Below are 22,067 nucleotides of genomic sequence, written 5' to 3'. Positions count from 1 at the left end.
ACGCTGTCGATTTTAGAGAAGTACACTGTCTGATGTTTTAACATGTAACCAAAATGTATCTTATAAAAGCTTAAGTGTATACTGCCGCAACCCATCAAACTCGACATGATTCCAGCAAGGTGCATTGTGAGCTTTACTCAATCTGATTGGCTAAATTTTCTTAAACCTAATTATAAAATCCTTCCGCTGAAAGAGCGTTTGCTTTCAGGCTTTGGCGCATTATGTGGTTTGGCCGTGTCGTCATTACTGAGTTGGTATGTACTGGGTGGGATGAATGCATGGTATATCGCACCGATGGGTGCATCCTCGGTACTACTTTTTGCTCTACCAAACAGTCCTTTGGCGCAACCTTGGAATGTAATTATCGGCAATACGTTGTCTGGGGTGATCGGCGTTGTTTGTGTGCAATGGTTGCCAGATTTAACCACGGCATTTAGCGTGGCAGTGGGTCTGGCGATTTTTGTGATGATGACGACAGATTCTTTGCATCCGCCAAGTGGGGCGGTGGCGATCACGGCTGTTTTGGGAGGCGATGCGATTCATCGTCTTGGCTTCTACTTTGTGCTTTATCCTGTCTTATTAAATTCAATTTTACTGTTGTTGTTTGCAGTGTTTTTTAATCGTTTAATTGGGCGACATTATCCAATAACAGCACATGTCAATGCACGCAGCAAAGACCCCACACCGACGCAGAAAGTGTCAATTCAGCCCAAAGATATTGAATATGCTTTAGAGCACCACACCGAATTACTCGATATTAGTCAATACGACTTAGAAAAAATCATTTTAGATGCGCAACAACGAGCACATGGGCGTTTGCAAAATAGCTTCGTTTGCCAAGATATTATGAGTCGGGATGTGATCACGCTGCATGAGGATGATGATATTCATCAGGCATTAGATAAGTTCAAAGCGGTCAATATAATGAGCTTGCCTGTGGTTAATCATGAGGAAAGACTTGTCGGAACACTGGCTTTATATGAAGTGGTTGAGTGGTTTAAAAGTGCGACTGATCCAAGGAATTCTTGGCAGCACTATGTTCGGCAAATTATGAGTCGTAGAGTAGTGACCGTTGAACCACTACAACCGATTCAAGACCTCATACCTTATTTTGTGGAGAAGTCTTTTAATTATATCCCAGTGGTTGAGAATCAACGTTTGATCGGAATGATCAGTCGTGCTGATATGATTGCTGCTTTGCAACAACAGTTAGGTCGACCATTACCTTAATTTCAATAAAAAAAAGCTACGGTTGTATTTGGGGTGTATCCAACCGTAGCGACCAAAAGTGGCAAAGTGAATTAACGTTTCATACTCTGATCATCATAAATTGTTTTTACAGGCTGCTGATAATGTTGTACATGCTCTATAGATGCTGTTTGTCTCTTGGGAATGACCAACCATAAAATCAAATACACTAAAATACCGGGAAAAGCGGCACTGAGGATTGAGATCACAACAAAGATCAAGCGTAATAAATTTGCGTTCCAACCAAAACGTTCAGCAATACCGCCCATTACACCTGCGATCATGCTTTTTTGGTTTGAGCGATATAAACCAGTATTGGTCATCGAATTCTTCTCCTTAACGTAATGAAATGACAGCATAAAAGAGATATTCAATCTGTTGATTGCTGTTTATTAAGAAATAGGGGCGGTATACATTTTTTAAAGTTTAAATAGATAAGAGATTAGTTACGTTGTGTAAAATCCTGCTGGAAAAACCAACAGTATCGCCTAAAATGCACCGACTTAAAGCAGACTGCTTTGTCACCGTATGATTCAGTTTTATTGTCGTTCTTTCAGTCGGTAAGCGTCCCTGATCTGAGCATAGAGAATGAATATATTCTATGTTCTTTAGATCTATTGAGCGCAGTCCTGTTGGATTCGTCGATAATGATGTTGATGTTAGAGATTTGTGGATATGCAGTTCAGGTGGTTGTTACTACAGTATGTGAGTGTTGGATGTGTATTGAGTTTCGGTCTGACTGCGTGTGATCGTGATTATTCAGAATCCGCTAAACAAATTCAGATGCAATCAAGTGATGAGGTAAGAGTTGTACCAGATGAGCCGTCTTCATTTACCGATGATGGTGTGCCATTAACTAAAGTTGCTGGACAAGCAACTTTACCGTACTCAGGTATGGGGAAGCGTAACTTAACAGAGCCTTCTGAAACCAGTCTGACCTATGTGGGGCGTTATCATGCTCGTATTCCATGTACCGATGCTTTTGCGGGTTGCGTGAATCAAGAGAAAGAAGCGGAATATATTCTGAATCTATTGGAAGACGGTTCGGTTTATTGGATCAATACCAGTTTTGGTCGCTTAGGTGCAGATTCTTCTCAGAACGTTGCCAAGATCGAGCAAACCTGTAAACATGTACAATGGTATGCGCATGAAGAACTGAGTGAAATTATGGTTCGTTGTGATGCTGCCAACATTAGCTTGTATTATGAAATTAACCAAAATCAAGATTTGGTATTAAATTTAGATAAACTTTGGAATGGGAATAATGGCGAAAATCGGAAGTTCTTTAAAGAATATCCATTCCCTCAAAAAGCCTATGTCTTTAAAAAAATAGATTAAAGTGGATAAAAAAGAGCGCAAATTGCGCTCTTTTTTACAGATCCGATTAGTAATCGAAGCTGAAGTGTTCTGGTGCAAGTGAAGTCAAGGTGCGTGAAGTCGATACCATTGATTCTGCATGACCTTGAGCACGTGGCAACAAGCGGTCAAAATAGAAATCAGCAACTTTGATTTTTGCTTTATAGAATTCAGGTGTTTCGATACCGTTACCTGCTTCTAATTTCTCAGAAGCAACCACAGCCTGTTGCGCCCAGAAGTAAGCCATCATCACGTAACCAGAGAACATCAAGAAGTCAGCAGAAGCTGAAGAAACGATGTCACGGTCCTTACGTGCAGCAAGCATGATACGAACAGTCAATGTATTCCACTGTGCGCAAAGCTTAGTCAAATCCCAAGCAAAACGACGTAAGTACTTGTTACGTGCATGTGTTGCGCAGAACTTTAAGATTTCAGCAGTATAGTCACGAACAACTTTACCTTTCGAGCTTAAAAGTACTTTACGACCAAGTAAATCAAGTGCTTGAATACCTGTTGTACCTTCGTACAAGGTTGAGATACGTGCATCACGTGCGATCTGCTCCATACCCCATTCACGGATATAGCCATGACCACCAAACACTTGCATACCATTATTTGCGGATTCTAAACCGAGCTCAGTCAAGAAGCCTTTTAGAATCGGAGTATAGAAACCAAGTTTGTCATCATGTGCTTCATAAGCCGCTTGATCGCCATTTGCGATAGCATCTGTCATTTTGTCAGCAAGTTTAGCTGCGTGGTAGATCATTGAACGACCACCTTCCGCAATTGCTTTTTGCGTTAATAGCAAGCGACGTACATCAGCATGGTGAATAATCGCATCAGCTACACGGTCAGGTTCTTTTTTACCTGAAAGCGCGCGCATTGACATACGATCTTTTGCATAAGGTAAAGCACCTTGGAAAGACAGTTCAGCGTGAGCAACACCTTGAACCGCAGTACCAATACGTGCAGTGTTCATGAAGGTAAACATTGCATGTAAACCTTTATTCACTTCACCGATCAAGTAACCTGTTGCATTATCAAAGTTCAATACTGCTGTCGCAGAGGCTTTAATCCCCATTTTGTGTTCGATTGAACCACAAGAAACAGTATTGCGTTCACCTACGCCACCATCCGCAGTTGGGATGAATTTAGGTACGATGAATAATGAAATACCACGTGTACCTGCAGGTGCATCTGGAAGACGTGCAAGGACGATGTGGATAATGTTTTCTGTTAAATCGTGCTCACCTGCAGAGATGAAGATCTTCGTACCAGAAAGCTGGTAAGTACCATCTGCTTGAGGTTCTGCTTTGGTTTTCACCTGACCCAAGTCGGTACCACATTGAGGTTCAGTCAAGCACATCGTACCAGACCAAGTCCCTTCAACCAGTTTAGGCATGTAGGTGTTTTTTTGCTCATCTGTACCAAATTGCATGATGGTGTTCATACAACCAGTACTCAAACCTGGGTACATGGTGAATGACCAGTTTGCCGTTCCCATCATTTCAGATTTGATTAGATTCAAAGACATTGGTAAGCCTTGACCACCAAACTCTTCAGGATACGAAAGACCTTGCCAACCACCCATGACGAATTGGTCATATGCTTCTTTGAAGCCTTTAGGGGTTGTGACTTCACCATTGTTGAACGTACAGCCTTCTTCATCGCCTGATTGATTGAGTGGAGAAAGTACGTTTTCGCAATAATCTGCCGCACCTTCAAGAATCATATCAACAGTTTCAGCATCAGCATTTTGACCACTTGCTAAAGTTTGGTAATGTGCTGGATAATCTAACATTTCGTTCATTAAGAAACGAACATCACGGAGTGGGGCTTTATAAGCTGGCATAATCTTAATCCTGTATTTGAATCATTTTGGATTATCTGTTTCGATACTCTAGATTATTCACAATAGTGACACAAATACATTGATAAGCCCACTAGAAAAAAATGTCAGAAAAGCGAATTTTGAACAACAGTGATTAAGGTGGAAGTCCCTTTTTTATTTGAGTTTTAGACGTATGTTTATGATGAAAATGGGTCAATTTTTAGTTGAAAGTATAATGATATAAAGGTGGTTGGTAAAACTATGCGTTTAAAATATTTAACTTTATGTTTGTTGGGGCTGAGTCTTTCAGCATGTTCACAACATGTCATTAAAACCAATACTGGTACGGCTGGTTTAGAGCAAAAGGCCATCAATAGTATTAATGCGATGTATGAATACCCAAGTTATGATTATCGCGGAAAAATTAATGTTCATGTTGAGTTAGATCAAAATAAGGCTGCTACTCGTCCACAAGCGCCATTAGATGCAGCATTAAAACAAAAAGTTGAGCAATATTTAAGAGATCAAAAAGTCAATTTAAATAGCAAGCAGAAACAAGCCTTGTATGATGCACTGGCACAAGACAAGAGTTCATATGGTCAAACCAAAGTGGATAAAGTCATTCAGTCCATGGCAATGATTTTGAATGATATGCAATTTGAATATGATGGTTCAGTGCATTATCGTCAAAAAATGGGTTCATTTAATCTAACCGCGCGTTATGAAAAACCTACTTTGTTGGTGCAGGCGAAAGTACCGATGGTACTCGATCTTAACGACCATAAGTTTTACGTCAATTATTTTGGATTTATGCCGTATTTGGTCAATAAAGAAAATCAGAGTAATTTGGCATATTTCGATTTCTCGAAGTATCAAGGTTTGATCAAGCAAGTCGATTACAAGAAGTTTGTGGAATACCTCAAAGCATCAAGTGGCGTGTTTTATCGTTTGGCGGATCAGCAAAATATACAGGCTTTGCCAGTGTCATCAGCAGAACGTGCGGCAGGTGTCGTTGAGAAAATTCGCTTAAAAACAACGATTGAAGAAGCATTCTTGCAATCGAGTTTATATAGCAAAGTGAATGAAAAATATTTAATGCAAAGCATTTTAAATATGAATGAACAGAGCTTAGAAAAACTGATCGCAGATGAAGTCGATGCTCAAAGTAAGTCTAAAAAAGCATCTTCAACAAAAAATACTAAAACTGCATCTGATGATGCGAGTGTGGTGAGTCAGCAGCTTTATCAATTGGTGAATCAACATTTTGGTGTTGAGGATGAAGCTGATGCCTATGACTCTGCTTCTGAGGATGCATCTGCTGCCGCTTTGGAAGCAATGGCAGCGGCGGAAGCAACACAAGCCGCTGCATGGGAAAATAAATATGACACCAGTGATGCGACTGCTGAAGAAAATCTCGAAGCCGTAATGGCGGCAGCGGAAAGCGGCTATGGTTCTGAGTCTGATGTAAAAGCTGCTTATGAAAGTGGTTTAAGTCGTGAGCAGTGTGATTCTTTATCATCAAATCCAAAAATCACCTATGGCGATGCACAATATTGCCAAAGTATGCATGGTGTTGATGTATTCAATCCAACGCAATCAAATGCGTCAGGTCTAATTTCTTATATTGCGAAATTAAGCGCTTTGGAAGAGTTATTCTCTGTTTATAACCAAGCTCAGTTTATTGATGATCATGCCTTCAAAGCACTCTGGATCAAGCATCAGACTGAGATTAATCAAGCATTGCCTGTAGATAAACGTAATCCATTCCTTATTGATATTAGTTTAGATGAAAAAGGGCGTGCGATTAACTATGACTATGATCTAAATTATACTTCTCCAGAATTGCGATCTCGTGTGAACCTTAAAGCGGATATGCAAGTTTTGAATTATGGAAAAGCAACACCGATTGATCGAGCGCAATTAAAACGTGCCAAAACATGGTCGGAAGTGAGTAAGGGATCGATGTTTGAGCAATCAATTGACCGATTCACTGAAAAAATGGGTCAGGCAGGGATTGTAGAGCGCGCTGCACAGCCATATACATTGTCATTGGATGATCAGCTTAAAGTGATTGCTGCACAACGTTATGATGCAACCCGATCATATGAACAAACCTACAAAGCTGTATTTATAGCCAAATTAACGGAAAGCACACCACAGGTTGTACAGCGTTATTCAACCAAAGAGTTGCAAGAAATAGCCAGTGTGTATGCCTATTGGTATTCAAGTGAAGAGGTATACAACCCTCAAGGTGCGGCACTTACAACGATAGAAGCGTTACAAAAGAAACATCATCTAGAAGACGATGAGCAGTTCAATTATCCGTTGGGCGAATCGGTAGATCGTATTGTCAGTGATGCGATGCGTGGAGATAAAGATCGCCAAGCATGGAAGAAACTACAAGCACAATATAAGCAGCCACAACAGCTATTTTCTAAACAATATCAAATTCAATTTGAACGTGAGAATGGTGCTTCAAGTGAGGAAAAAATCTTACTTGAGCAGACTGCAAATATTTTAGGGCAAGTGTATGTGGCAGCACGCCAAAACAAGTTGACCTTGAATACGATTCAAAACTTAAAGGTTGATCATGATGAGTTTATTGATTATGAAATCTTTAAAGATGTTTATCAAAAGATGTTAACGGTTAAATAATTCAAAGCACAAAAAAGAACCTGCATGATGCAGGTTCTTTTTTGGAGATGGATTTATAAGAAATCTTTTAGTTCAGGTTTAACTGCGTTCCAAATATAAAAGGCTTCGATTGCTTGTCCAACTAGCATACCAAACCCATCAGTGGATGGAACTTGACGTGCTTGGGCTTGATCGAGAAAGCTAGAGGGCTTGCCATAGGCCATTTCATAAGCATGATGGAACACAAGGCTTTCAGGTAGTTGTAAGGTCTCACCTGTTAAACTTGCCGAAGTTGCATTAATCACAAAATCAAACTCACCAGCGAGTTGTTCTAGGCTAATTGCTGTAAGTTCAGCTTGTGGTACTGCATCTTTTAAATCATTGACCAGTTGTTCAGCACGGGCTAGGGTACGATTCGCAATAACAATTTTTTTTGCGCCTGCCTGTACCAATGGGTAGGTCACGCCGCGCGTTGCACCACCAGCACCCAAGATTAAGATACGGCTATTTTTAAGATTCCAACCAAGTGCTTGGATCGCAGCAACGAGCCCTTGACCATCGGTATTGTCGCCGTAGAGTTTGCCATCCTGCATCCATATTGTATTTACTGCTTTTGCAATCTTGGCACGTTCTGTGAGTTGGTCACACAATGCAAATGCCTGTTCTTTAAAAGGAACGGTGACATTCATGCCGATGCCACCTTGAGTAAAGAATGTCTTAGTCGTCGTTTCAAAACCATCTAAAGGCGCAAGAATTTTTTTATAGTTTAAATCAACGCCAGTTTTTGCTGCAAAAGCATGATGTAGTTCAGGTGAGCGAGATTGTTCAATTGGATTTCCAATTACAGCAAATTGTTTGGTCATGAGTGATTCGCCAATATCAAAAGGATGATCTAAAGGGTTAAGGGGTTTCTGCAAACCAGTTGATGAGCCTTAAGCCATCTATGGCTTGAAAATCCTTCGTATTTCGGCTGACTAAAATCAAGCCTTGGGCCATTGCAATAGCAGCAATTTGTCCATTGACAAAGGGGATATTTGCACCCACTTTTTGGGTTTGAATTCTAATCTCAGCATGGATTTTTGCTGCTTGTGCATCGTAATCCAAAATTGGAATTAAACTCACGACATCATGTAAGAAGGCAGCAATCAGTTGCTTACGTTGCCCATCTGCCATTTTTAACCAACCAAAACGTAATTCATGCCAAACAATGCTTGGAATCGCAATTTCATGCTGAGAAGCATAAAACTGTCGTAAAACCTCTGAATTGGGTTGTGGTTTTGCTAGCTCAGAGATCGTATTGGTGTCCAGTAAATAACTGATTTGATTTACCATGAAAATTCACGCCCAAAACTATTTTCACGTTCGGGTTGAAACTCTGTTATTTCATTATTTAATCCTTGACGATACTGTTGATGCCAAGCTTCCCAAGCCTGCATCAAGTCTTGAGGTGTACCATGTAATTTTTGATAATCCGAATAAGATAAGAGGACAGCAGAAGTATGACCATGTTGGGCAATAAACGCTTTTTCGCCTTGTTGGCTTTGTTGAATTAACTTGGCAAGGTTAGCCCGGGCTTGAGTAAACGAGATATGTGACATTTTATTACCCTTTTTTTATTGTACATTATTATTGTACATTTTTATGTGTGAGCATGTCTACATCATAAGATGAAAATCCCTAGCTCAACAAGCTAGGGATAAATGAACTTTATTACTTTTGCAATCCCAACCAATCTCTCGGTTTTAAATAATAATCAGTGAGGCGTTTTTCGATCGAATCTGCATCCCACTCAGGGCGATAAGACCAACCTGCAAGATTCGGTAAACTGACTAAGATGGATTCAATCCGTCCACCTGTTTGTAGGCCGAATAAAGTGCCACGGTCATAAACTAAATTATATTCAACATAACGACCACGGCGATACAGTTGGAATTCACGTTGCGCTTCGGTATATGGTTGTTCACGATGCTTTTCAAAAATCGGTAGGATCGCTTCTAAATAACCATTACCTACGGCTTGCATATATTTAAAACAAGTTTCGAAATCCCATTGGTTGAGATCATCAAAGAACAGACCACCTACACCACGCTGTTCATCACGATGTTTTAAGTAGAAATAATCATCACACCATTGCTTGTGTTCGGCATAAACCTCATCCCCAAATGGCTGACATAGCTCATACGCCGTTTGATGCCAGTTTTGAATGTCTTGATCATCTGGATAGAACGGCGTGAGGTCAAAGCCACCACCAAACCACCAAACAGGATCTTGCCCTTCAGGCTCAGCCACAAATAAGCGTACGTTGGCGTGTGAGGTTGGGATATTTGGATTTTTCGGGTGAATGACCAGTGACACACCTAAAGCCTGAGCCTTTGCACCTGCGATTTGTGGATGGCGTTCAGTTGCTGAGGCGGGGAGTTTACTGATATTGATGTGGGAGAACATCACACCACCTTTTTCAATCACTTCACCATTTTGCAAAACCCGTGAGCGACCACCGCCACCTTCGGTTCGTTGCCAATCATCAATGATAAACTCAGCGGTTCCGCCGCCTGCACGTTCCTGTTGCTCTAGTCCTGCACAAATTCGTGCTTGTAGATCGAGTAAAAACTCGCGTACACGTTGAATATCAGCTGAAGTTGGATGCTGCATGATGATCCTCTTGAGGTGATCTAGGAATTAGTAACATCAAAACATAAATCCATAATAAAAGTAAGGGATTTTTATTTTTTATAATAAGATGATTTAAAAATCATCCTTTTGATAAAGATGATCCATACGTTCACGTTTGGTTTTTAAATATTGTTCGTTGAATGGATTGTGTCCAACCGTCAGCGGAACACGCTCAATCACTTTAACACCAAGATCAGTCAATGCTTTTAATTTTAAAGGATTATTGGTGATCAATTTCACTTCTTTGACTTGAAGATGATCCAGCATGATGCTGCACATATCATAACGGCGTGCATCGGCAGGCAGGTTTAATAATAAATTTGCATCAACGGTATCGTGACCTTGATCTTGTAAGGCATAGGCACGGATTTTATTGGTTAAACCAATCCCGCGACCTTCTTGGCGTAGATATAAAATCACGCCTTGTCCTGTCTCATTAATCAACTGTTGTGTGGCTTGTAATTGTGGGCCACAATCACATTTGAGCGACGCGAAAGCATCACCTGTTAAGCATTCTGAATGGATACGGACTAGCACTGGTTGTGTTGGAGTCGTATCTAAACCTTTCGAAAGCGCCACATGTTCTTCGCCCGTTTCAGGGTCTTGAAACACAGAAATATTGAAGTCACCAAAAGCAGTTGGTAGCTTTGATGTTGCAATAAATTCAATTGGCACAGAGAGCTCACTCGTATCATAAAAACAATCAAAGTATAGCTTAATGTGTGAAGATTGCGTGAATCGGAATTTCTGATTTTTCACATAAGTTTTTCTTTTTCATAGAAAGCACACAATAATGGTTGATAAACAGTGACATAATTCAGGATAATCTGCGAGTCAGTCTTTTAGATTGGCATAAGAGTGTTCAGCACTGCATCATTCGCACACGTGGCTGATTGAAGGTAGATCCTATTTAATTGTATGATTGCCCCCATTTAACCCAGCTTCGGATTTGCCAGGCTTAAAAAGGCTTTGCCACATTATGTTGTATACCGAAATTCCAACTCAACGTCCTGTGACGGTACTGTTAGATGAAATTGATCATCCACAACAGTTACGACAGCTCGCGCAAAGCCAACTCGCACAAGTGGCGGATGAGTTACGTCAATATATTTTGTATGCAGCAGGACAGAGTGGTGGTCACTTCGGCGCAAATCTAGGCGTCATTGAACTTACTGTTGCCTTACATTATTGCTTTAATACACCAAGAGACCGTTTGGTTTGGGATGTGGGGCATCAAGCTTATCCGCATAAAGTTTTAACTGGTCGCCGTGTGCAAATCACAACAATTCGCAGTAAAAATGGCTTAGCTGCTTTTCCAGCGCGAGAAGAGTCTGAATTTGATACCTTTGGCGTAGGACATTCATCGACGGCAATTTCTGCTGGCTTGGGAATGGCACTCGCTCGTCGATACCAAAAAGATCCATGTGATGTGGTGGCGATTGTGGGTGATGGCGCCATGACAGCGGGTATGGCATTTGAAGCCATGAACGATGCAGTTGCTCATGATGCAGATTTGATTGTGGTCCTCAATGACAATGATATGTCGATTTCATGCAGCACAGGTGGTTTTGCCAAACACCTAGCCGCGATTTGGGAGTCAGGTCAGTTCGTCAATGTGAATGAGTTGGGTGAAGCCTATATTCAGCCACATCCGAAATGGACCTATAACTCACGCTTACATCAATCCGCAACTGATGCAGCAGATAATTTATTTAAAGCGATTGGTTTTGACTATTTTGGCCCATTTGATGGTCATGATGTCGAGCAACTCGCGCAAGTGTTCCATGCATTAAAAAAACGAAAAGGTCCGCGTTTAGTTCACGTTTATACTAAAAAAGGCAAAGGTTTTGCACCTGCAGAAGCCGATCCAATTACCTATCACGCGATTACTAAAATTGCACCAGCAGCATCTGCACCAATAAAAAAATCACCTCCTAAATATTCAGATGTATTTGGGCAGTGGTTGTGCGATGAAGCAGCGCAAGATGAGCGTTTATTGGCGATTACTCCAGCAATGTGTGAAGGATCGGGCATGGTGAAGTTTGCCCAGCAATATCCTGAACGTTTTTTTGATGTTGCAATTGCAGAACAACATGCAGTGACATTAGCAGCAGGTATGGCGTGTGAAGGTTTAAAACCAGTCGTTGCAATTTATTCAACCTTTTTGCAACGTGGTTATGATCAATTGATCCATGATGTTGCTTTACAAAATTTAGATGTGACTTTTGGTATTGATCGTGCAGGTTTAGTCGGTGAAGATGGTCCAACGCATGCTGGCGCATACGATTATGCCTTTATGCGCACTGTCCCAAATATGGTAATCATGGCACCAAAAGATGAAAATGAATGTCGACAAATGCTACATACCGCCTACCTGTACAATGGACCGACTGCGGTTCGTTATCCACGTGGTGCAGGTGTGGGTGTCGATATTCAAGAGAAAATGACTGCTTTAGAGATTGGTAAAGCCGAGATCGTAGCTGAATTTAATGTAGATGCAGCACAACAGATCAGTATTTTGGCTTTTGGTAGTCGAGTAACAGCATCAGTCCAAGCCGCAGAGTTATTTGCAAATAAACATCCAATCGGTATCCGTGTCATCAATATGCGTTTTGTTAAACCGCTTGATGAACAAATCATTCGTGATTTAGCTGATAACACACAGCTTTTTGTCACGGTTGAGGAGCATGCTGTGATGGCAGGTGCGGGTAGTGCAGTAAATGAATTTTTGGCACAGGCTAAAATTGTTAAACCAATTTTGAATTTGGGTCTGCCAGATACATTCTTACTTCAAGCATCACATCAACAAATGTTGCAAGACTGTGGCTTAGATAGTCAAGGTATTTTGACTTCAATTGAAAAAGCTTGGTTTTAATCAATAAAACCAAGTAAATGCAAGTGCATTTGATAATGGCAATTGCCCACTAAATTTTTAGCAACATTTTTTCCCTAAAAGTGCTCAGATTTGATAGAATGCGGGCGCTTTTATGCATTATTCTTTGTCAAAATCTTCGAAATTTGTAGTGGGTGTTCAATGGAACCTATGGTGGTTATGGCTGCGCGTGCGGCTCAAACAGTTGGTCAAGAGCTTTTAAAGGCACATCAAAATCGTCATAAACTCGATTTACAAGTTGAAGATAAAGGCATTGATGGTCCAGTGACGCGTGTTGACCGTTACTTGGAACAACTTACTATCGATACTCTCCGTAAAAGTTATAAAAACCATAGTTTTCATGGTGAAGAGTTTGGATTTCAAGAAGGTAAAGGGCACGACGCTGATTGGTGTTGGGTTATTGATCCTTTAGATGGCACACAAAACTTCATTAATGGTTTCCCGCATTTCTGTATTTCTATCGCTGTACAACACAAAGGTGTAACGCAACACGGTGTGATCTACGATCCAGTACGTGATGAATTGTTCTCTGCAAGTCGCGGTCGCGGCGCGGTCATGAATCAACGTCGTATCCGTGTGAATACAAGTGAAACTTTAGAAAATACCTCGCTTGCTGTTGGTCATCCATTCCGTGCACAACGTGATGGAGAAATCATTTCGTATGCCGAACAGCATTTTGCTTCATTATTGGCTGTGACTAAAGCGGGTGCACAAATTCGTCGTGCAGGTTCTGCTGCTTTAGATTTAGCTTATGTTGCAGCGGGTCGTTTTGATGGTTTCTTTGAGCTAGGCTTGAAACCGTGGGATATTGCTGCGGGTGAGTTGATTGTGAAAGAAGCGGGCGGTGCGATGGTTGATGCTCGTGGTGGTAATGACTCATTTGAAAATGGCCAAGTGATTGCTTGTTCATTGAAAATGTTAAAACCATTGATGCAAGCAGTTGTTCCTGCTTGGGGTGTTGCTGCAAAATAATTCGAATTTCTGGAAAGCCCTCAAACTTTGAGGGCTTTTTTATGCGAGATTGGAAAATAAGGTTAAATAAATTGCTGATCTATTTTATTGGTCCCGGTGGAGTTGGCAAGACGACAACAGCAAAATTACTCGCATTTCAGTCGGGATTTGATTGTTATGATTTAGATGAGTATTTTATGAAAATTGAAGGGGACATTGCTAAATTCATTGTGGAACATGGTTATAAGAAATATGCGGTGCGTAATTTTCAATTATTTTTAGCGCTCCGAGCAAAATATCATGTGAATAGAATAACGATCATTGTGTGCTCATCGGGGTTTATGGCTTATCCAAGCGATATTGATCGAAACTATATAAAAGTAAAAGATGAAATAGAAAACCATATTTTTACTTTTCTATTGTTGCCTTCATTGGATTTGGAGACGTGTGTGAAAGAGGTTTTAACTAGGCAGATGAACCGAACATATTTAAATCCTGTTATTGAAAAAGAAGAACTAAAAATTAGAGCGCGCTTTGAGCTATATTCTAAGCTGGGTTGTCGAATTGTTTTGACAGACGAGAAGCCTGAACGGGTCGCTCAAAAAGTTAAAGTGGTGTTGGAAACACGATGCTAAGTATTTATTGATAAATAAAGTATATAAGGTATATTAATTAAATAACTGATAAATGGCTTATTTTTATTGAAAAATAGCTTGTTAGGCGATAAATAAAGACAACTTAATAGGGAAAACAATTAAAAAGCGTGACATTCTTAAACTTTCTGCTATACTCCGCCCACGCACTGAAATTCCAGTTCATTACCTGAACATTCTGTTCTATTCATATTTTGCGCTCGCTGTCCATAGAGAGGACCACATCTTGCGCCCAAATCGCTTAGCGATTCTTCAGGTTGAAGCAGTAATCAAGCGTGCGTTTAGTCCACATCGTCGTTATTCGGATCGCCGCTGAATCTCATTTATTTTCAGCTTGAGTCGCTTTGCCGCCTGTTGCCGATGTCTATTTTTTGTATTTATTAAAATGGAGCACCCACAAGGGTGAAACTCTCTATGAGCAAAACTTTTGCCGAATTTTCATTACATGAAACCTTACAACAAGCGCTTGAAGGTTTAGGTTTTACTACCCCAACTCCTGTACAAGAACAAGCAATTCCTGCTGCATTAGAAGGAAAAGACTTATTGGTTTCTAGCCAGACAGGTTCTGGTAAAACTGCAGCATTTTTATTGCCTACACTTAACTCTTTAGCGGGCGAAGAAGCATTTGCTTCTTTTAAAGACCGTATGAAAGCAGTGACTCAACCTACGATTTTAGTTATTTCTCCTACTCGTGAGTTGGCACAACAAGTAAGTCAAGATGCGATTGCATTGGTACGTCACATGAAAGGTGTTCGTATTGCTGCGATTATGGGCGGTATGCCTTTTGGTAAACAAATTCAACAGCTTAAAGGTGCGCAAGTTGTCGTTGCAACGCCTGGTCGTTTGCTTGATCTTGTTAACCGTCGTCAAATTAAATTAGATAAAGTTGAATCATTAATCGTTGATGAAGCAGACCGTATGCTTGATCTAGGTTTCTCTGAAGATCTAGAAGCAATTGGTGAATTAGCTGCAAATCGTAAACAAACATTAATGTTCTCTGCGACATTTGCAGATCGTATTATTCGTCTTGCTGAACGTATGATGAATAACCCTGTACGTATCGCAATCGAAACTGGTCACAGTACCAATACTGATGTTACTCAAACATTGCATTGGACTGATGGTTTCGAGCACAAGAAAAAATTACTTACGCATTGGTTGTCTGATGAATCAGTAGATCAAGCAGTTGTATTTGCAAGCACGCAAGAAGATACCGATATGCTTGCTGAAGAGTTAGCTGAAGCGGGTCATTCTGTAGTTGCGTTGCACGGTGCAATGCCACAAACAGTTCGTAACCGTCGTTTACGTAGTATCCGTGAAGGTCGTGCAAAAATCTTAGTTGCAACTGATGTTGCAGCGCGTGGTTTAGACGTACCAACCATTTCTCACGTGATTAACTTCGGTTTACCAATGAAAAATGAAGACTATGTGCACCGTATCGGTCGTACAGGTCGTGCAGGTCGTTCAGGTCAAGCAATTACTTTAGCGACTTACCGTGAGCGCGGTAAAATCCGTGCTTTAGAAGATTATTTAGATGCACGTTTAAGTGTTTCTGAAATCGAAGGTTTAGAGCCATCTCCACCTCCTGCTCGTTCAGGTCGTGATGGTGGTGGTCGCGGTCGCAGTGGTAATGGCGGTGGCGGTGCTGGTCGTGGTCGTAGCGGCAATGGTGGCGGCGGTCGTCGTTTTGAAGGCGAAAGCAACTTCAAACGTCGTGAAGGTGGTGATGACCGTCCACGTCGTAGCTTTGATGATAAACCACGTGGTGATCGTCCATCTTATGGTGATGATCGTCCTAAGCGTGATTTTGGTGATCGTCCACCACGCCGTGAAGGTGGGTTTGGTGATCGTCCACAACGTAGCTTCGGTGGCGAAGATCGTCCACGCCGCGACTTTAATTCAGATCGTCCACGCCGTGAAGGTGCTGTAGATGATCGTCCTAAGCGTGATTTTGGTGATCGTCCACCACGCCGTGAAGGTGGTTTCAATGATAAACCGCGTTTTGACTCAAATGATGATAACCGTGGTAACCGTGTAGACTATAAACCACGTCGTGAGGGTGGTTTTGGTGACCGTCCTAAGCGTGATTTTGGTGATCGCCCAGCAGCTCCACGTGAGGGTGGTTTTGGTGACCGTCCTAAGCGTGATTTTGGTGATCGTCCAGCAGCTCCACGTGAAGGTGGTTTTGGTGACCGTCCTAAACGTAGCTTTGGTGGTGATGATCGTCCAAAACGTACTTTTGGTGGTGATGATCGTCCAAAACGTACTTTCGGTGGTGAAGACCGTCCTAAGCGTACTTTCGGTGGCGAAGATCGTCCAAAACGTACTTTCGGTGGTGAAGATCGTCCGAAACGTGATTTTGGTGATCGCCCAGCAGCACCGCGTGAAGGTGGCTTCGGTGGTGACCGTCGTCGGAAAAACGATTATTAATTGATAAAAAAGAAGCCAGTTGAAAAACTGGCTTTTTTATTTATGCATAGTCATGTAAAATAATAAAAATGTGCACTAGTTCAAACTTTGAATAAGAAATGAATAGGATGAAACAAAACAACAGCTTTTTAAATCAAATATGGGCTTTTACCTGTAATGAAGGACTGCCGTGTCTTTTTGTCATTATGATGCTGTGTAATGGTTTATTTTTTGCCTATGCAGTTTTTGATCAAAGTAATCCTGATCGTTTAAATGCAAATTTTCACCAAACGACCAGCGAAGTTGATTCAAAGAATAACTACATAAACTAAATAATCTTGATACATCCCTTATCAAAATAAAAACAACGATTTAATCTTTCGGTGTATAGTATGCGTGCATAAAAAGTGCAGGAATGAATGCCATTATGAATAACAAATCTCCTCTCGATGCTGAAGCCTTAATTGAAGTTACAAACTTGAGCTTTAATCGAGGAGACCGCGTCATTTATGACGATATCAGCCTAAAAATTCGACGTGGTCAAATCACAGCAATTATGGGTCCATCTGGTACAGGTAAAACCACTTTATTACGTTTGATTGGAGGACAGCTTAGTCCTGATCAAGGTAAGGTTTTACTTGATGGTAAAAATATTGCATCAATGTCACGTCTTGAGTTGTTCGCTGCACGTGCACGTATGGGAATGTTATTTCAAAGTGGCGCATTATTTACAGATATGTCTGTGTATGAAAATGTTGCATTTCCGATTCGAGCACACACCAAGTTGCCTGAGCACCTGATTGCAGAGTTGGTGGCATTAAAGCTAGAGTCTGTAGGGTTACGCGGTGCTGAACAACTCATGCCTACAGAACTATCAGGCGGGATGAATCGCCGTGTTGCTTTAGCGCGTGCCATTGCACTTGATCCTGAATTGATTATGTATGATGAGCCCTTTGCTGGCCAAGATCCGATCGTGAAAGGGATTTTGACGCGTTTGATTCGTTCATTACGAGAAGCATTAGATTTAACCACGATTATCGTCTCTCATGATGTGGCAGAGACTTTGTCGATTGCAGATTACATTTATGTGGTTGCAGAAGGCAAAATTCAGGGTGAAGGTACACCTGAACAATTAAAAACACATGCTTCACCATTTGTACGTCAGTTTTTAACAGGTTCGGTTGAGGGGCCTGTCGAATATCAATTTACTCACCAAGCATATTTAGATAACGAGGTTCGTCCATGAATACGATTGCCTGGTTAGGTAGACTCGTTATTGAGCGAATAAAGGGGATTGGTGCTGCGTCACTGATGCTCCTGCAAATTTTATTTTCGATGCCATCAAAAGGTGGTTTTCAACGTTTTATTTATCAGATGCATCGTGTCGGGGTGATGTCTTTATTGATCATTGCTGTTTCTGGTTTATTTATCGGTTTGGTCTTGGGTTTGCAAGGTTACTCGATTCTGGTCAATGTCGGTAGTGAGTCCATGTTAGGCACGATGGTGTCTTTAACTTTGCTGCGTGAACTTGCACCCGTGGTTGCTGCGTTATTATTTGCAGGACGCGCAGGCTCGGCTTTGACGGCTGAAATTGGCTCGATGAAACAGAGTGAGCAACTCGCCAGCATGGAAATGATTGGTGTTGATCCACTGCGTCAGATTGTATCTCCACGCTTATGGGCGGGGATTGTGAGTTTGCCGATGTTAACTGTGATTTTTGCTGCGATTGGTATTATCGGTGGCAAAATGGTCGGCGTCGATTTCCTCGGTGTGGATGAAGGTTCATTCTGGGGTGGTATGCAAAGTAGTGTGCAGTTTGGGCACGATGTTGTAAATGGCATTATTAAAAGTATTGTTTTCGCTCTAATTTGTACATGGGTAGCGGTGTATCAAGGTTATGCCTGTGATCCAACGCCCGAAGGTATTGCGACGTCTATGACCAGAACAGTCGTATATTCTTCGCTTTGTGTATTAGGTTTTGATTTCGTGTTGACTGCGGTCATGTTCGGAGGGATTTAATGAAATCACGTATTAGTGAGCTGGCCGTTGGTGTTTTTGTCATTATCTTCGGTATTGCCTTATTTTTTCTTGCGATGAAAGTCAGCGGCTTGGTAGGTACCAACCTACGTGACAGTTATAGTATGACGGCTCAGTTTGACAACGTAAATGGTTTGAAGACGCGTGCAAAAGTCACCATGAGTGGTGTGACGATTGGTCGTGTTGAATCCATTACGCTTGATCCAGTCTCGCGCCTTGCAACGGTCAAATTTGTTTTGGATGGTAAGCTCACCAGTTTTAATACAGAACAATTAAAAGTCGTACAGCAAAATGCGCTTGAAGAATTGCACTACAGTTCTGATTATCAACAAGCAGATGAGACGAAACAAAAAGCAATGGAACAGCAACTGATCAGTAACATGACCTCCATTACTAGTCTCGATGAAGATGCTTATATAATGGTAGCAACCAATGGCTTATTGGGTGAGAAATATTTGAAAGTCATTCCAGGTGGTGGCGTGGACTACTTAAAACGTGGTGATGTGGTTTCAAATACCCAAGGTACAATGGATCTAGAAGATTTAATCAGTAAGTTTATTACGGGTGGCGGTGCGAGCAAAGTTGCATCGGGCACTGAAACTTCAGCAACACCGTCAGATGCCGAACCATCTTTTGCTGAATAATCGTATTTAGGAGTTTTAAAGTGAACACATTATTGAAACAAACTCTAACGGCAAGCGTATTGTCAGCCATGCTTGCAACTACAGCATTTGCAGCGCCGACAGAGACGCCACCTGATTTTGTTAAACGTGTAGCAGATGGTTTGGTCACTCGATTAAAAGCAGATCACGCAAAGTTGCAAAATAATCCTCAATTAGTTAATACGATTATTCGTCAAAACCTTGATCCGTTTGTTGATTCACAAGCTTTTACACGTATCGTGCTAGGAACTTATGCCAATAATCAGCATACCAATGCAGCGCAACGTGCTCAGTTTGAGAAAAACTTCCGTGAAGTGATTATTGAAAACTACGGTAGTGCCTTTGCTAAATACACAAATCAAAGCTATACCATGCGTCCTTATAAAGCCAGCAACAGCAAAAATCCAGTTGTGACTTTGGACTTTTTAAACAATGGTGAAAAGATTCCAGTATCGTTCCAATTGATTGATAAAGGCGATCAATGGAAAATCCGTAATGTGAATGTGGCGGGGATCGACTTAGGTTTGCAATTCCGTAATCAGTTTGCTGCTACGGTTCAGCGTAATGGTGGTGACATCAATAAAGCGATTGCAACTTTTAAACCTGATGCAGATGCAGCAGTCACTAAAAAATAAGTAGGTGAAGGGTGATTCAGTATATTGATCAGCAACTTATCGTTCCTAAGACGATTGATTTTGAAAATGCAGAGCAGGTTTACCAATCGGGCTTAGTGCATATTCAACAACATCAGCATTTTCCTTTGATTGTTGATCTTGCTCAGCTTGAACAGGGCAGCACCTTGTCTCTCGCTGTATTGGTGCAATGGTTGCGTCAAACCCCTGAAAGTAAAGGGCTGCATTTTAAAAATGTTCCTGAGAAAATGCTGAAAATCATCCAAGCTTGTCATTTAGAAGATGACCTTATTTTGATTTGATATTGTATGAATCGAAAAAGAGCTTTTTAATAAAGCTCTTTTTTTATATTTATGATTTTGGAAAGGCTGAAAAAAGAGCCTGACAAGTTGGGTATTTTGTGTGTAATTTTTTGAGATAATAAGATTGATCGTATGCTAAAAAACCATCTAGTAATTTGATGGATGTGGGGTGGTCATCATGACAATTATTATTTTTTCGGTTCCACGCTAGGAACGGTACAATTGGCTGGCCTATAGACAGAATATCATTTTGACAATGTAATCGTGCTAAAGAAGCCACAGTATAGTTGTGTGGTTTAGCTTGATCAGGGGCGTAGGCTAAGCCAATGATTAAATCATTCTTTTTTATATTTTTAAGTGGGAACTGACTCTGCCATTGTTTCGGCTTTGAATGCATTATCCATGTTCTAAAGCCTTGGAAGATAAAACGGGAATTACTTATTGTTAAGTGGTAATAATCTGTAGATGCTATCTTCTGAACAGCTTGAAGACGTGCAATAAACACGTCATCTGGTGAATGCGGTGCACAGGCAAAAGCTGTTGGGAGGAATAGAATCGATCCTAGTATAGGCATACTCAAAAAAAGAGAGTTGCCTTTCATGCTAAATCCATTTCTTCCAGCGGAAATAAAGTGTTGGTCCAGTTAAAAATGTTAAAACCAATGTAATCACAATCCAAAAGCTGGTATCTCCTTGCGCAAAAGGCAAAACATCAGTGTTCATGCCATAAATACTGGCAATTAACATCGGTGGCGCAAGCATACTTGGTAAAATTGAGAAACGTTTAAAGGTCTCGTTCATTTCAGTATTTGCAAAACCTGTAGTGATATCCAGTAAGAATTTAAGCTTTTGGAACAGAAATGCATTATGTTCTAGTAAAGAACGAACATCCTCACTCATTTCTCGAATATCTGCATCATATATATGGCTACCCAAGGCGCGTGGACGTGACAGAAAAGACAACACACGACGTAAGTCTGTAAGACAGAGTTGTGCTTTTCCCAACATATCTTCTTGATGCGCGAGGTTTGTGATCATGTCGTCAAGATCAAGAATTTGTTCACGGTGATGATCATTCAGGACTTCTGCGGAGTACTCTTCAAGATAACGGTGGGTGTCTTCTAAGATATCTGAAAGTTCATCTAGTTTAGCTTCCAATAAGCCTAATAAAATCCAAACTGGATCTTTATAGTCCATCTCATAATCATTACGTCTCGCTCTTGCTCGAAATGCTCGAAATGCGACTAATTTCTCACCACGGAGTGTGATGAGTCGGTTTTTCTCAAGTAAGAAAGCAACTGTATGTACGGTGGCTGCAAGGGTATTTTCAAGATCTTCTTGTTCTCGATCTGACTGGAAATTTTTGTTCTTGGTGAGAAAGTAAGTACTGATATGTAAAATACCTTCATCATCACGATAAAAACGTGCTGATGAGGAAATGTCTTCAAGTGATTTTAGGGTGGGTAGATTGCGATCGTAGGCCTCGAGAACCCATTGTTGTTCTTCTTGGGAGGGCGCAATTAGGTCAATCCAAACCAACTCTGGGTGTAGATCAAATCCACCATTGATTGTTGCATCTTCTAGACTACCGCGCTCTGTGGCATAAAAGGCTTCAAGCATGTCTTTTTTCCTCGCGCAGTCAATATAAGGCCTTCTGCATTTTACAGAAAGTCAGCGTGTATTTTAGACAAGGATGAAACGAAAAACACTTGCCTAAACGTTATTTTCTCAAAAAACATGTTTTGTAGCTTACTTTAGCAGCATGACAATTGGATAAAACAATTTTA

At 41.0% G+C, this 22,067-nt stretch carries 21 protein-coding genes; 12 read left to right on the top strand and 9 right to left on the bottom strand.

The window, feature by feature from the left end; all coding sequences use genetic code 11:
• Window positions 1-126 precede the first annotated feature (126 nt).
• Window positions 127-1,230: an HPP family protein gene (locus tag J2Y37_RS04750; RefSeq protein ID WP_349032043.1), complete on the top strand. Its 1,104-nt coding sequence runs from the start codon at window positions 127-129 to the stop codon at window positions 1,228-1,230.
• Between the two features lie 71 nt (window positions 1,231-1,301).
• Here J2Y37_RS04750 and J2Y37_RS04745 read toward each other — a convergent pair whose 3' ends face one another.
• The gene (locus J2Y37_RS04745; RefSeq protein WP_004673066.1) at window positions 1,302-1,571 is read right to left on the bottom strand and encodes a PspC domain-containing protein; all 270 of its coding nucleotides are present in this window, start codon (window positions 1,569-1,571) and stop codon (window positions 1,302-1,304) included.
• A gap of 352 nt (window positions 1,572-1,923) precedes the next feature.
• Here J2Y37_RS04745 and J2Y37_RS04740 point away from each other — a divergent pair, with 352 nt between their 5' ends.
• Window positions 1,924-2,586, top strand: coding sequence for a hypothetical protein (locus J2Y37_RS04740; RefSeq protein ID WP_349032042.1), 663 nt, complete (start codon window positions 1,924-1,926; stop codon window positions 2,584-2,586).
• A gap of 46 nt (window positions 2,587-2,632) precedes the next feature.
• Here J2Y37_RS04740 and J2Y37_RS04735 read toward each other — a convergent pair whose 3' ends face one another.
• Window positions 2,633-4,456, bottom strand: a complete 1,824-nt coding sequence (locus J2Y37_RS04735; protein WP_349032041.1) for an acyl-CoA dehydrogenase C-terminal domain-containing protein — start codon at window positions 4,454-4,456, stop codon at window positions 2,633-2,635.
• Between the two features lie 240 nt (window positions 4,457-4,696).
• On the opposite strand from J2Y37_RS04735, the gene J2Y37_RS04730 reads away from it, so the two are divergent.
• The gene (locus tag J2Y37_RS04730) at window positions 4,697-7,090 is read left to right on the top strand and encodes a hypothetical protein (RefSeq protein WP_349032040.1); all 2,394 of its coding nucleotides are present in this window, start codon (window positions 4,697-4,699) and stop codon (window positions 7,088-7,090) included.
• Between the two features lie 53 nt (window positions 7,091-7,143).
• On the opposite strand, the gene aroE is transcribed toward J2Y37_RS04730, so the two are convergent.
• The 5 genes from aroE to ribA all read right to left on the bottom strand — a co-directional run bounded on the left by aroE (window position 7,144) and on the right by ribA (window position 10,417).
• Window positions 7,144-7,932, bottom strand: a complete 789-nt coding sequence (aroE, locus tag J2Y37_RS04725; protein WP_349032039.1) for a shikimate dehydrogenase — start codon at window positions 7,930-7,932, stop codon at window positions 7,144-7,146.
• Window positions 7,933-7,969: 37 nt separating this feature from the next.
• Complete coding sequence (locus tag J2Y37_RS04720; protein WP_349032038.1) at window positions 7,970-8,401, bottom strand: type II toxin-antitoxin system VapC family toxin; 432 nt, start codon at window positions 8,399-8,401, stop codon at window positions 7,970-7,972.
• Window positions 8,395-8,667 (bottom strand): type II toxin-antitoxin system Phd/YefM family antitoxin, encoded by a 273-nt coding sequence (locus tag J2Y37_RS04715; RefSeq protein ID WP_349032037.1) that lies wholly within the window; start codon window positions 8,665-8,667, stop codon window positions 8,395-8,397. Before J2Y37_RS04715 ends, J2Y37_RS04720 begins: the two co-directional genes overlap by 7 nt.
• Window positions 8,668-8,779: 112 nt before the next feature.
• Window positions 8,780-9,721: an oxygen-dependent coproporphyrinogen oxidase gene (hemF, locus tag J2Y37_RS04710; protein ID WP_349032036.1), complete on the bottom strand. Its 942-nt coding sequence runs from the start codon at window positions 9,719-9,721 to the stop codon at window positions 8,780-8,782.
• Window positions 9,722-9,814: 93 nt separating this feature from the next.
• On the bottom strand, window positions 9,815-10,417 hold the full coding sequence (ribA, locus tag J2Y37_RS04705; RefSeq protein ID WP_004673058.1) for a GTP cyclohydrolase II: 603 nt from the start codon (window positions 10,415-10,417) through the stop codon (window positions 9,815-9,817).
• A gap of 304 nt (window positions 10,418-10,721) precedes the next feature.
• Here ribA and dxs point away from each other — a divergent pair, with 304 nt between their 5' ends.
• The 9 genes from dxs to J2Y37_RS04660 all read left to right on the top strand — a co-directional run bounded on the left by dxs (window position 10,722) and on the right by J2Y37_RS04660 (window position 20,281).
• A complete protein-coding gene (gene dxs / locus J2Y37_RS04700; RefSeq protein WP_349032035.1) occupies window positions 10,722-12,617 on the top strand; it encodes a 1-deoxy-D-xylulose-5-phosphate synthase in 1,896 nt (631 codons plus the stop codon).
• Window positions 12,618-12,776: 159 nt separating this feature from the next.
• On the top strand, window positions 12,777-13,607 hold the full coding sequence (locus J2Y37_RS04695; protein WP_349032034.1) for an inositol monophosphatase family protein: 831 nt from the start codon (window positions 12,777-12,779) through the stop codon (window positions 13,605-13,607).
• Between the two features lie 41 nt (window positions 13,608-13,648).
• Window positions 13,649-14,221 carry a shikimate kinase gene (locus J2Y37_RS04690; protein ID WP_349032033.1) on the top strand — a complete coding sequence of 191 codons (573 nt, stop codon included), beginning with the start codon at window positions 13,649-13,651 and terminating at the stop codon, window positions 14,219-14,221.
• A gap of 432 nt (window positions 14,222-14,653) precedes the next feature.
• A complete protein-coding gene (locus J2Y37_RS04685) occupies window positions 14,654-16,669 on the top strand; it encodes a DEAD/DEAH box helicase (protein ID WP_241323614.1) in 2,016 nt (671 codons plus the stop codon).
• Window positions 16,670-17,075: 406 nt separating this feature from the next.
• Complete coding sequence (locus J2Y37_RS04680; RefSeq protein WP_005193731.1) at window positions 17,076-17,894, top strand: ABC transporter ATP-binding protein; 819 nt, start codon at window positions 17,076-17,078, stop codon at window positions 17,892-17,894.
• Window positions 17,891-18,667: a lipid asymmetry maintenance ABC transporter permease subunit MlaE gene (gene mlaE / locus J2Y37_RS04675; protein ID WP_005193730.1), complete on the top strand. Its 777-nt coding sequence runs from the start codon at window positions 17,891-17,893 to the stop codon at window positions 18,665-18,667. Before J2Y37_RS04680 ends, mlaE begins: the two co-directional genes overlap by 4 nt.
• Complete coding sequence (locus tag J2Y37_RS04670) at window positions 18,667-19,329, top strand: outer membrane lipid asymmetry maintenance protein MlaD (RefSeq protein WP_349032032.1); 663 nt, start codon at window positions 18,667-18,669, stop codon at window positions 19,327-19,329. Before mlaE ends, J2Y37_RS04670 begins: the two co-directional genes overlap by 1 nt.
• Window positions 19,330-19,349: 20 nt before the next feature.
• Window positions 19,350-19,982, top strand: coding sequence for an ABC transporter substrate-binding protein (locus J2Y37_RS04665; protein ID WP_004673042.1), 633 nt, complete (start codon window positions 19,350-19,352; stop codon window positions 19,980-19,982).
• Between the two features lie 11 nt (window positions 19,983-19,993).
• Window positions 19,994-20,281, top strand: a complete 288-nt coding sequence (locus J2Y37_RS04660; RefSeq protein WP_349032031.1) for an STAS domain-containing protein — start codon at window positions 19,994-19,996, stop codon at window positions 20,279-20,281.
• A 49-nt stretch (window positions 20,282-20,330) separates the two neighbouring features.
• On the opposite strand, the gene J2Y37_RS04655 is transcribed toward J2Y37_RS04660, so the two are convergent.
• Both J2Y37_RS04655 and J2Y37_RS04650 read right to left on the bottom strand, forming a co-directional pair.
• Window positions 20,331-20,882, bottom strand: coding sequence for a hypothetical protein (locus J2Y37_RS04655; RefSeq protein WP_349032030.1), 552 nt, complete (start codon window positions 20,880-20,882; stop codon window positions 20,331-20,333).
• Window position 20,883: 1 nt separating this feature from the next.
• Window positions 20,884-21,900 carry a CorA family divalent cation transporter gene (locus J2Y37_RS04650; protein ID WP_004673037.1) on the bottom strand — a complete coding sequence of 339 codons (1,017 nt, stop codon included), beginning with the start codon at window positions 21,898-21,900 and terminating at the stop codon, window positions 20,884-20,886.
• Window positions 21,901-22,067: the final 167 nt, after the last annotated feature.

The sequence above is a fragment of the Acinetobacter sp. 3657 genome, from assembly GCF_031456775.1.
In the GTDB taxonomy this organism is placed as follows: Bacteria; Pseudomonadota; Gammaproteobacteria; order Pseudomonadales; family Moraxellaceae; genus Acinetobacter.
The sequence above is the reverse complement of the archived record's forward strand: the minus strand, read 5'-3'. Positions and strand labels throughout refer to the sequence as shown.

Bases quoted from the DNA above. Each gene is read 5' to 3' on its own strand.
- J2Y37_RS04685 (WP_241323614.1), top strand. From the start codon at position 14,654: ATGAGCAAAACTTTTGCCGAATTTTCATTACATGAAACCTTACAACAA.
- aroE (WP_349032039.1), bottom strand. From the start codon at position 7,932: ATGACCAAACAATTTGCTGTAATTGGAAATCCAATTGAACAATCTCGC.
- J2Y37_RS04655 (WP_349032030.1), bottom strand. From the start codon at position 20,882: ATGAAAGGCAACTCTCTTTTTTTGAGTATGCCTATACTAGGATCGATT.
- J2Y37_RS04735 (WP_349032041.1), bottom strand. From the start codon at position 4,456: ATGCCAGCTTATAAAGCCCCACTCCGTGATGTTCGTTTCTTAATGAAC.
- J2Y37_RS04740 (WP_349032042.1), top strand. From the start codon at position 1,924: ATGCAGTTCAGGTGGTTGTTACTACAGTATGTGAGTGTTGGATGTGTA.
- J2Y37_RS04730 (WP_349032040.1), top strand. From the start codon at position 4,697: ATGCGTTTAAAATATTTAACTTTATGTTTGTTGGGGCTGAGTCTTTCA.
- J2Y37_RS04720 (WP_349032038.1), bottom strand. From the start codon at position 8,401: ATGGTAAATCAAATCAGTTATTTACTGGACACCAATACGATCTCTGAG.
- dxs (WP_349032035.1), top strand. From the start codon at position 10,722: ATGTTGTATACCGAAATTCCAACTCAACGTCCTGTGACGGTACTGTTA.
- J2Y37_RS04680 (WP_005193731.1), top strand. From the start codon at position 17,076: ATGAATAACAAATCTCCTCTCGATGCTGAAGCCTTAATTGAAGTTACA.
- J2Y37_RS04745 (WP_004673066.1), bottom strand. From the start codon at position 1,571: ATGACCAATACTGGTTTATATCGCTCAAACCAAAAAAGCATGATCGCA.
- J2Y37_RS04695 (WP_349032034.1), top strand. From the start codon at position 12,777: ATGGAACCTATGGTGGTTATGGCTGCGCGTGCGGCTCAAACAGTTGGT.
- mlaE (WP_005193730.1), top strand. From the start codon at position 17,891: ATGAATACGATTGCCTGGTTAGGTAGACTCGTTATTGAGCGAATAAAG.
- J2Y37_RS04715 (WP_349032037.1), bottom strand. From the start codon at position 8,667: ATGTCACATATCTCGTTTACTCAAGCCCGGGCTAACCTTGCCAAGTTA.
- J2Y37_RS04670 (WP_349032032.1), top strand. From the start codon at position 18,667: ATGAAATCACGTATTAGTGAGCTGGCCGTTGGTGTTTTTGTCATTATC.
- J2Y37_RS04650 (WP_004673037.1), bottom strand. From the start codon at position 21,900: ATGCTTGAAGCCTTTTATGCCACAGAGCGCGGTAGTCTAGAAGATGCA.
- hemF (WP_349032036.1), bottom strand. From the start codon at position 9,721: ATGCAGCATCCAACTTCAGCTGATATTCAACGTGTACGCGAGTTTTTA.
- J2Y37_RS04690 (WP_349032033.1), top strand. From the start codon at position 13,649: ATGCGAGATTGGAAAATAAGGTTAAATAAATTGCTGATCTATTTTATT.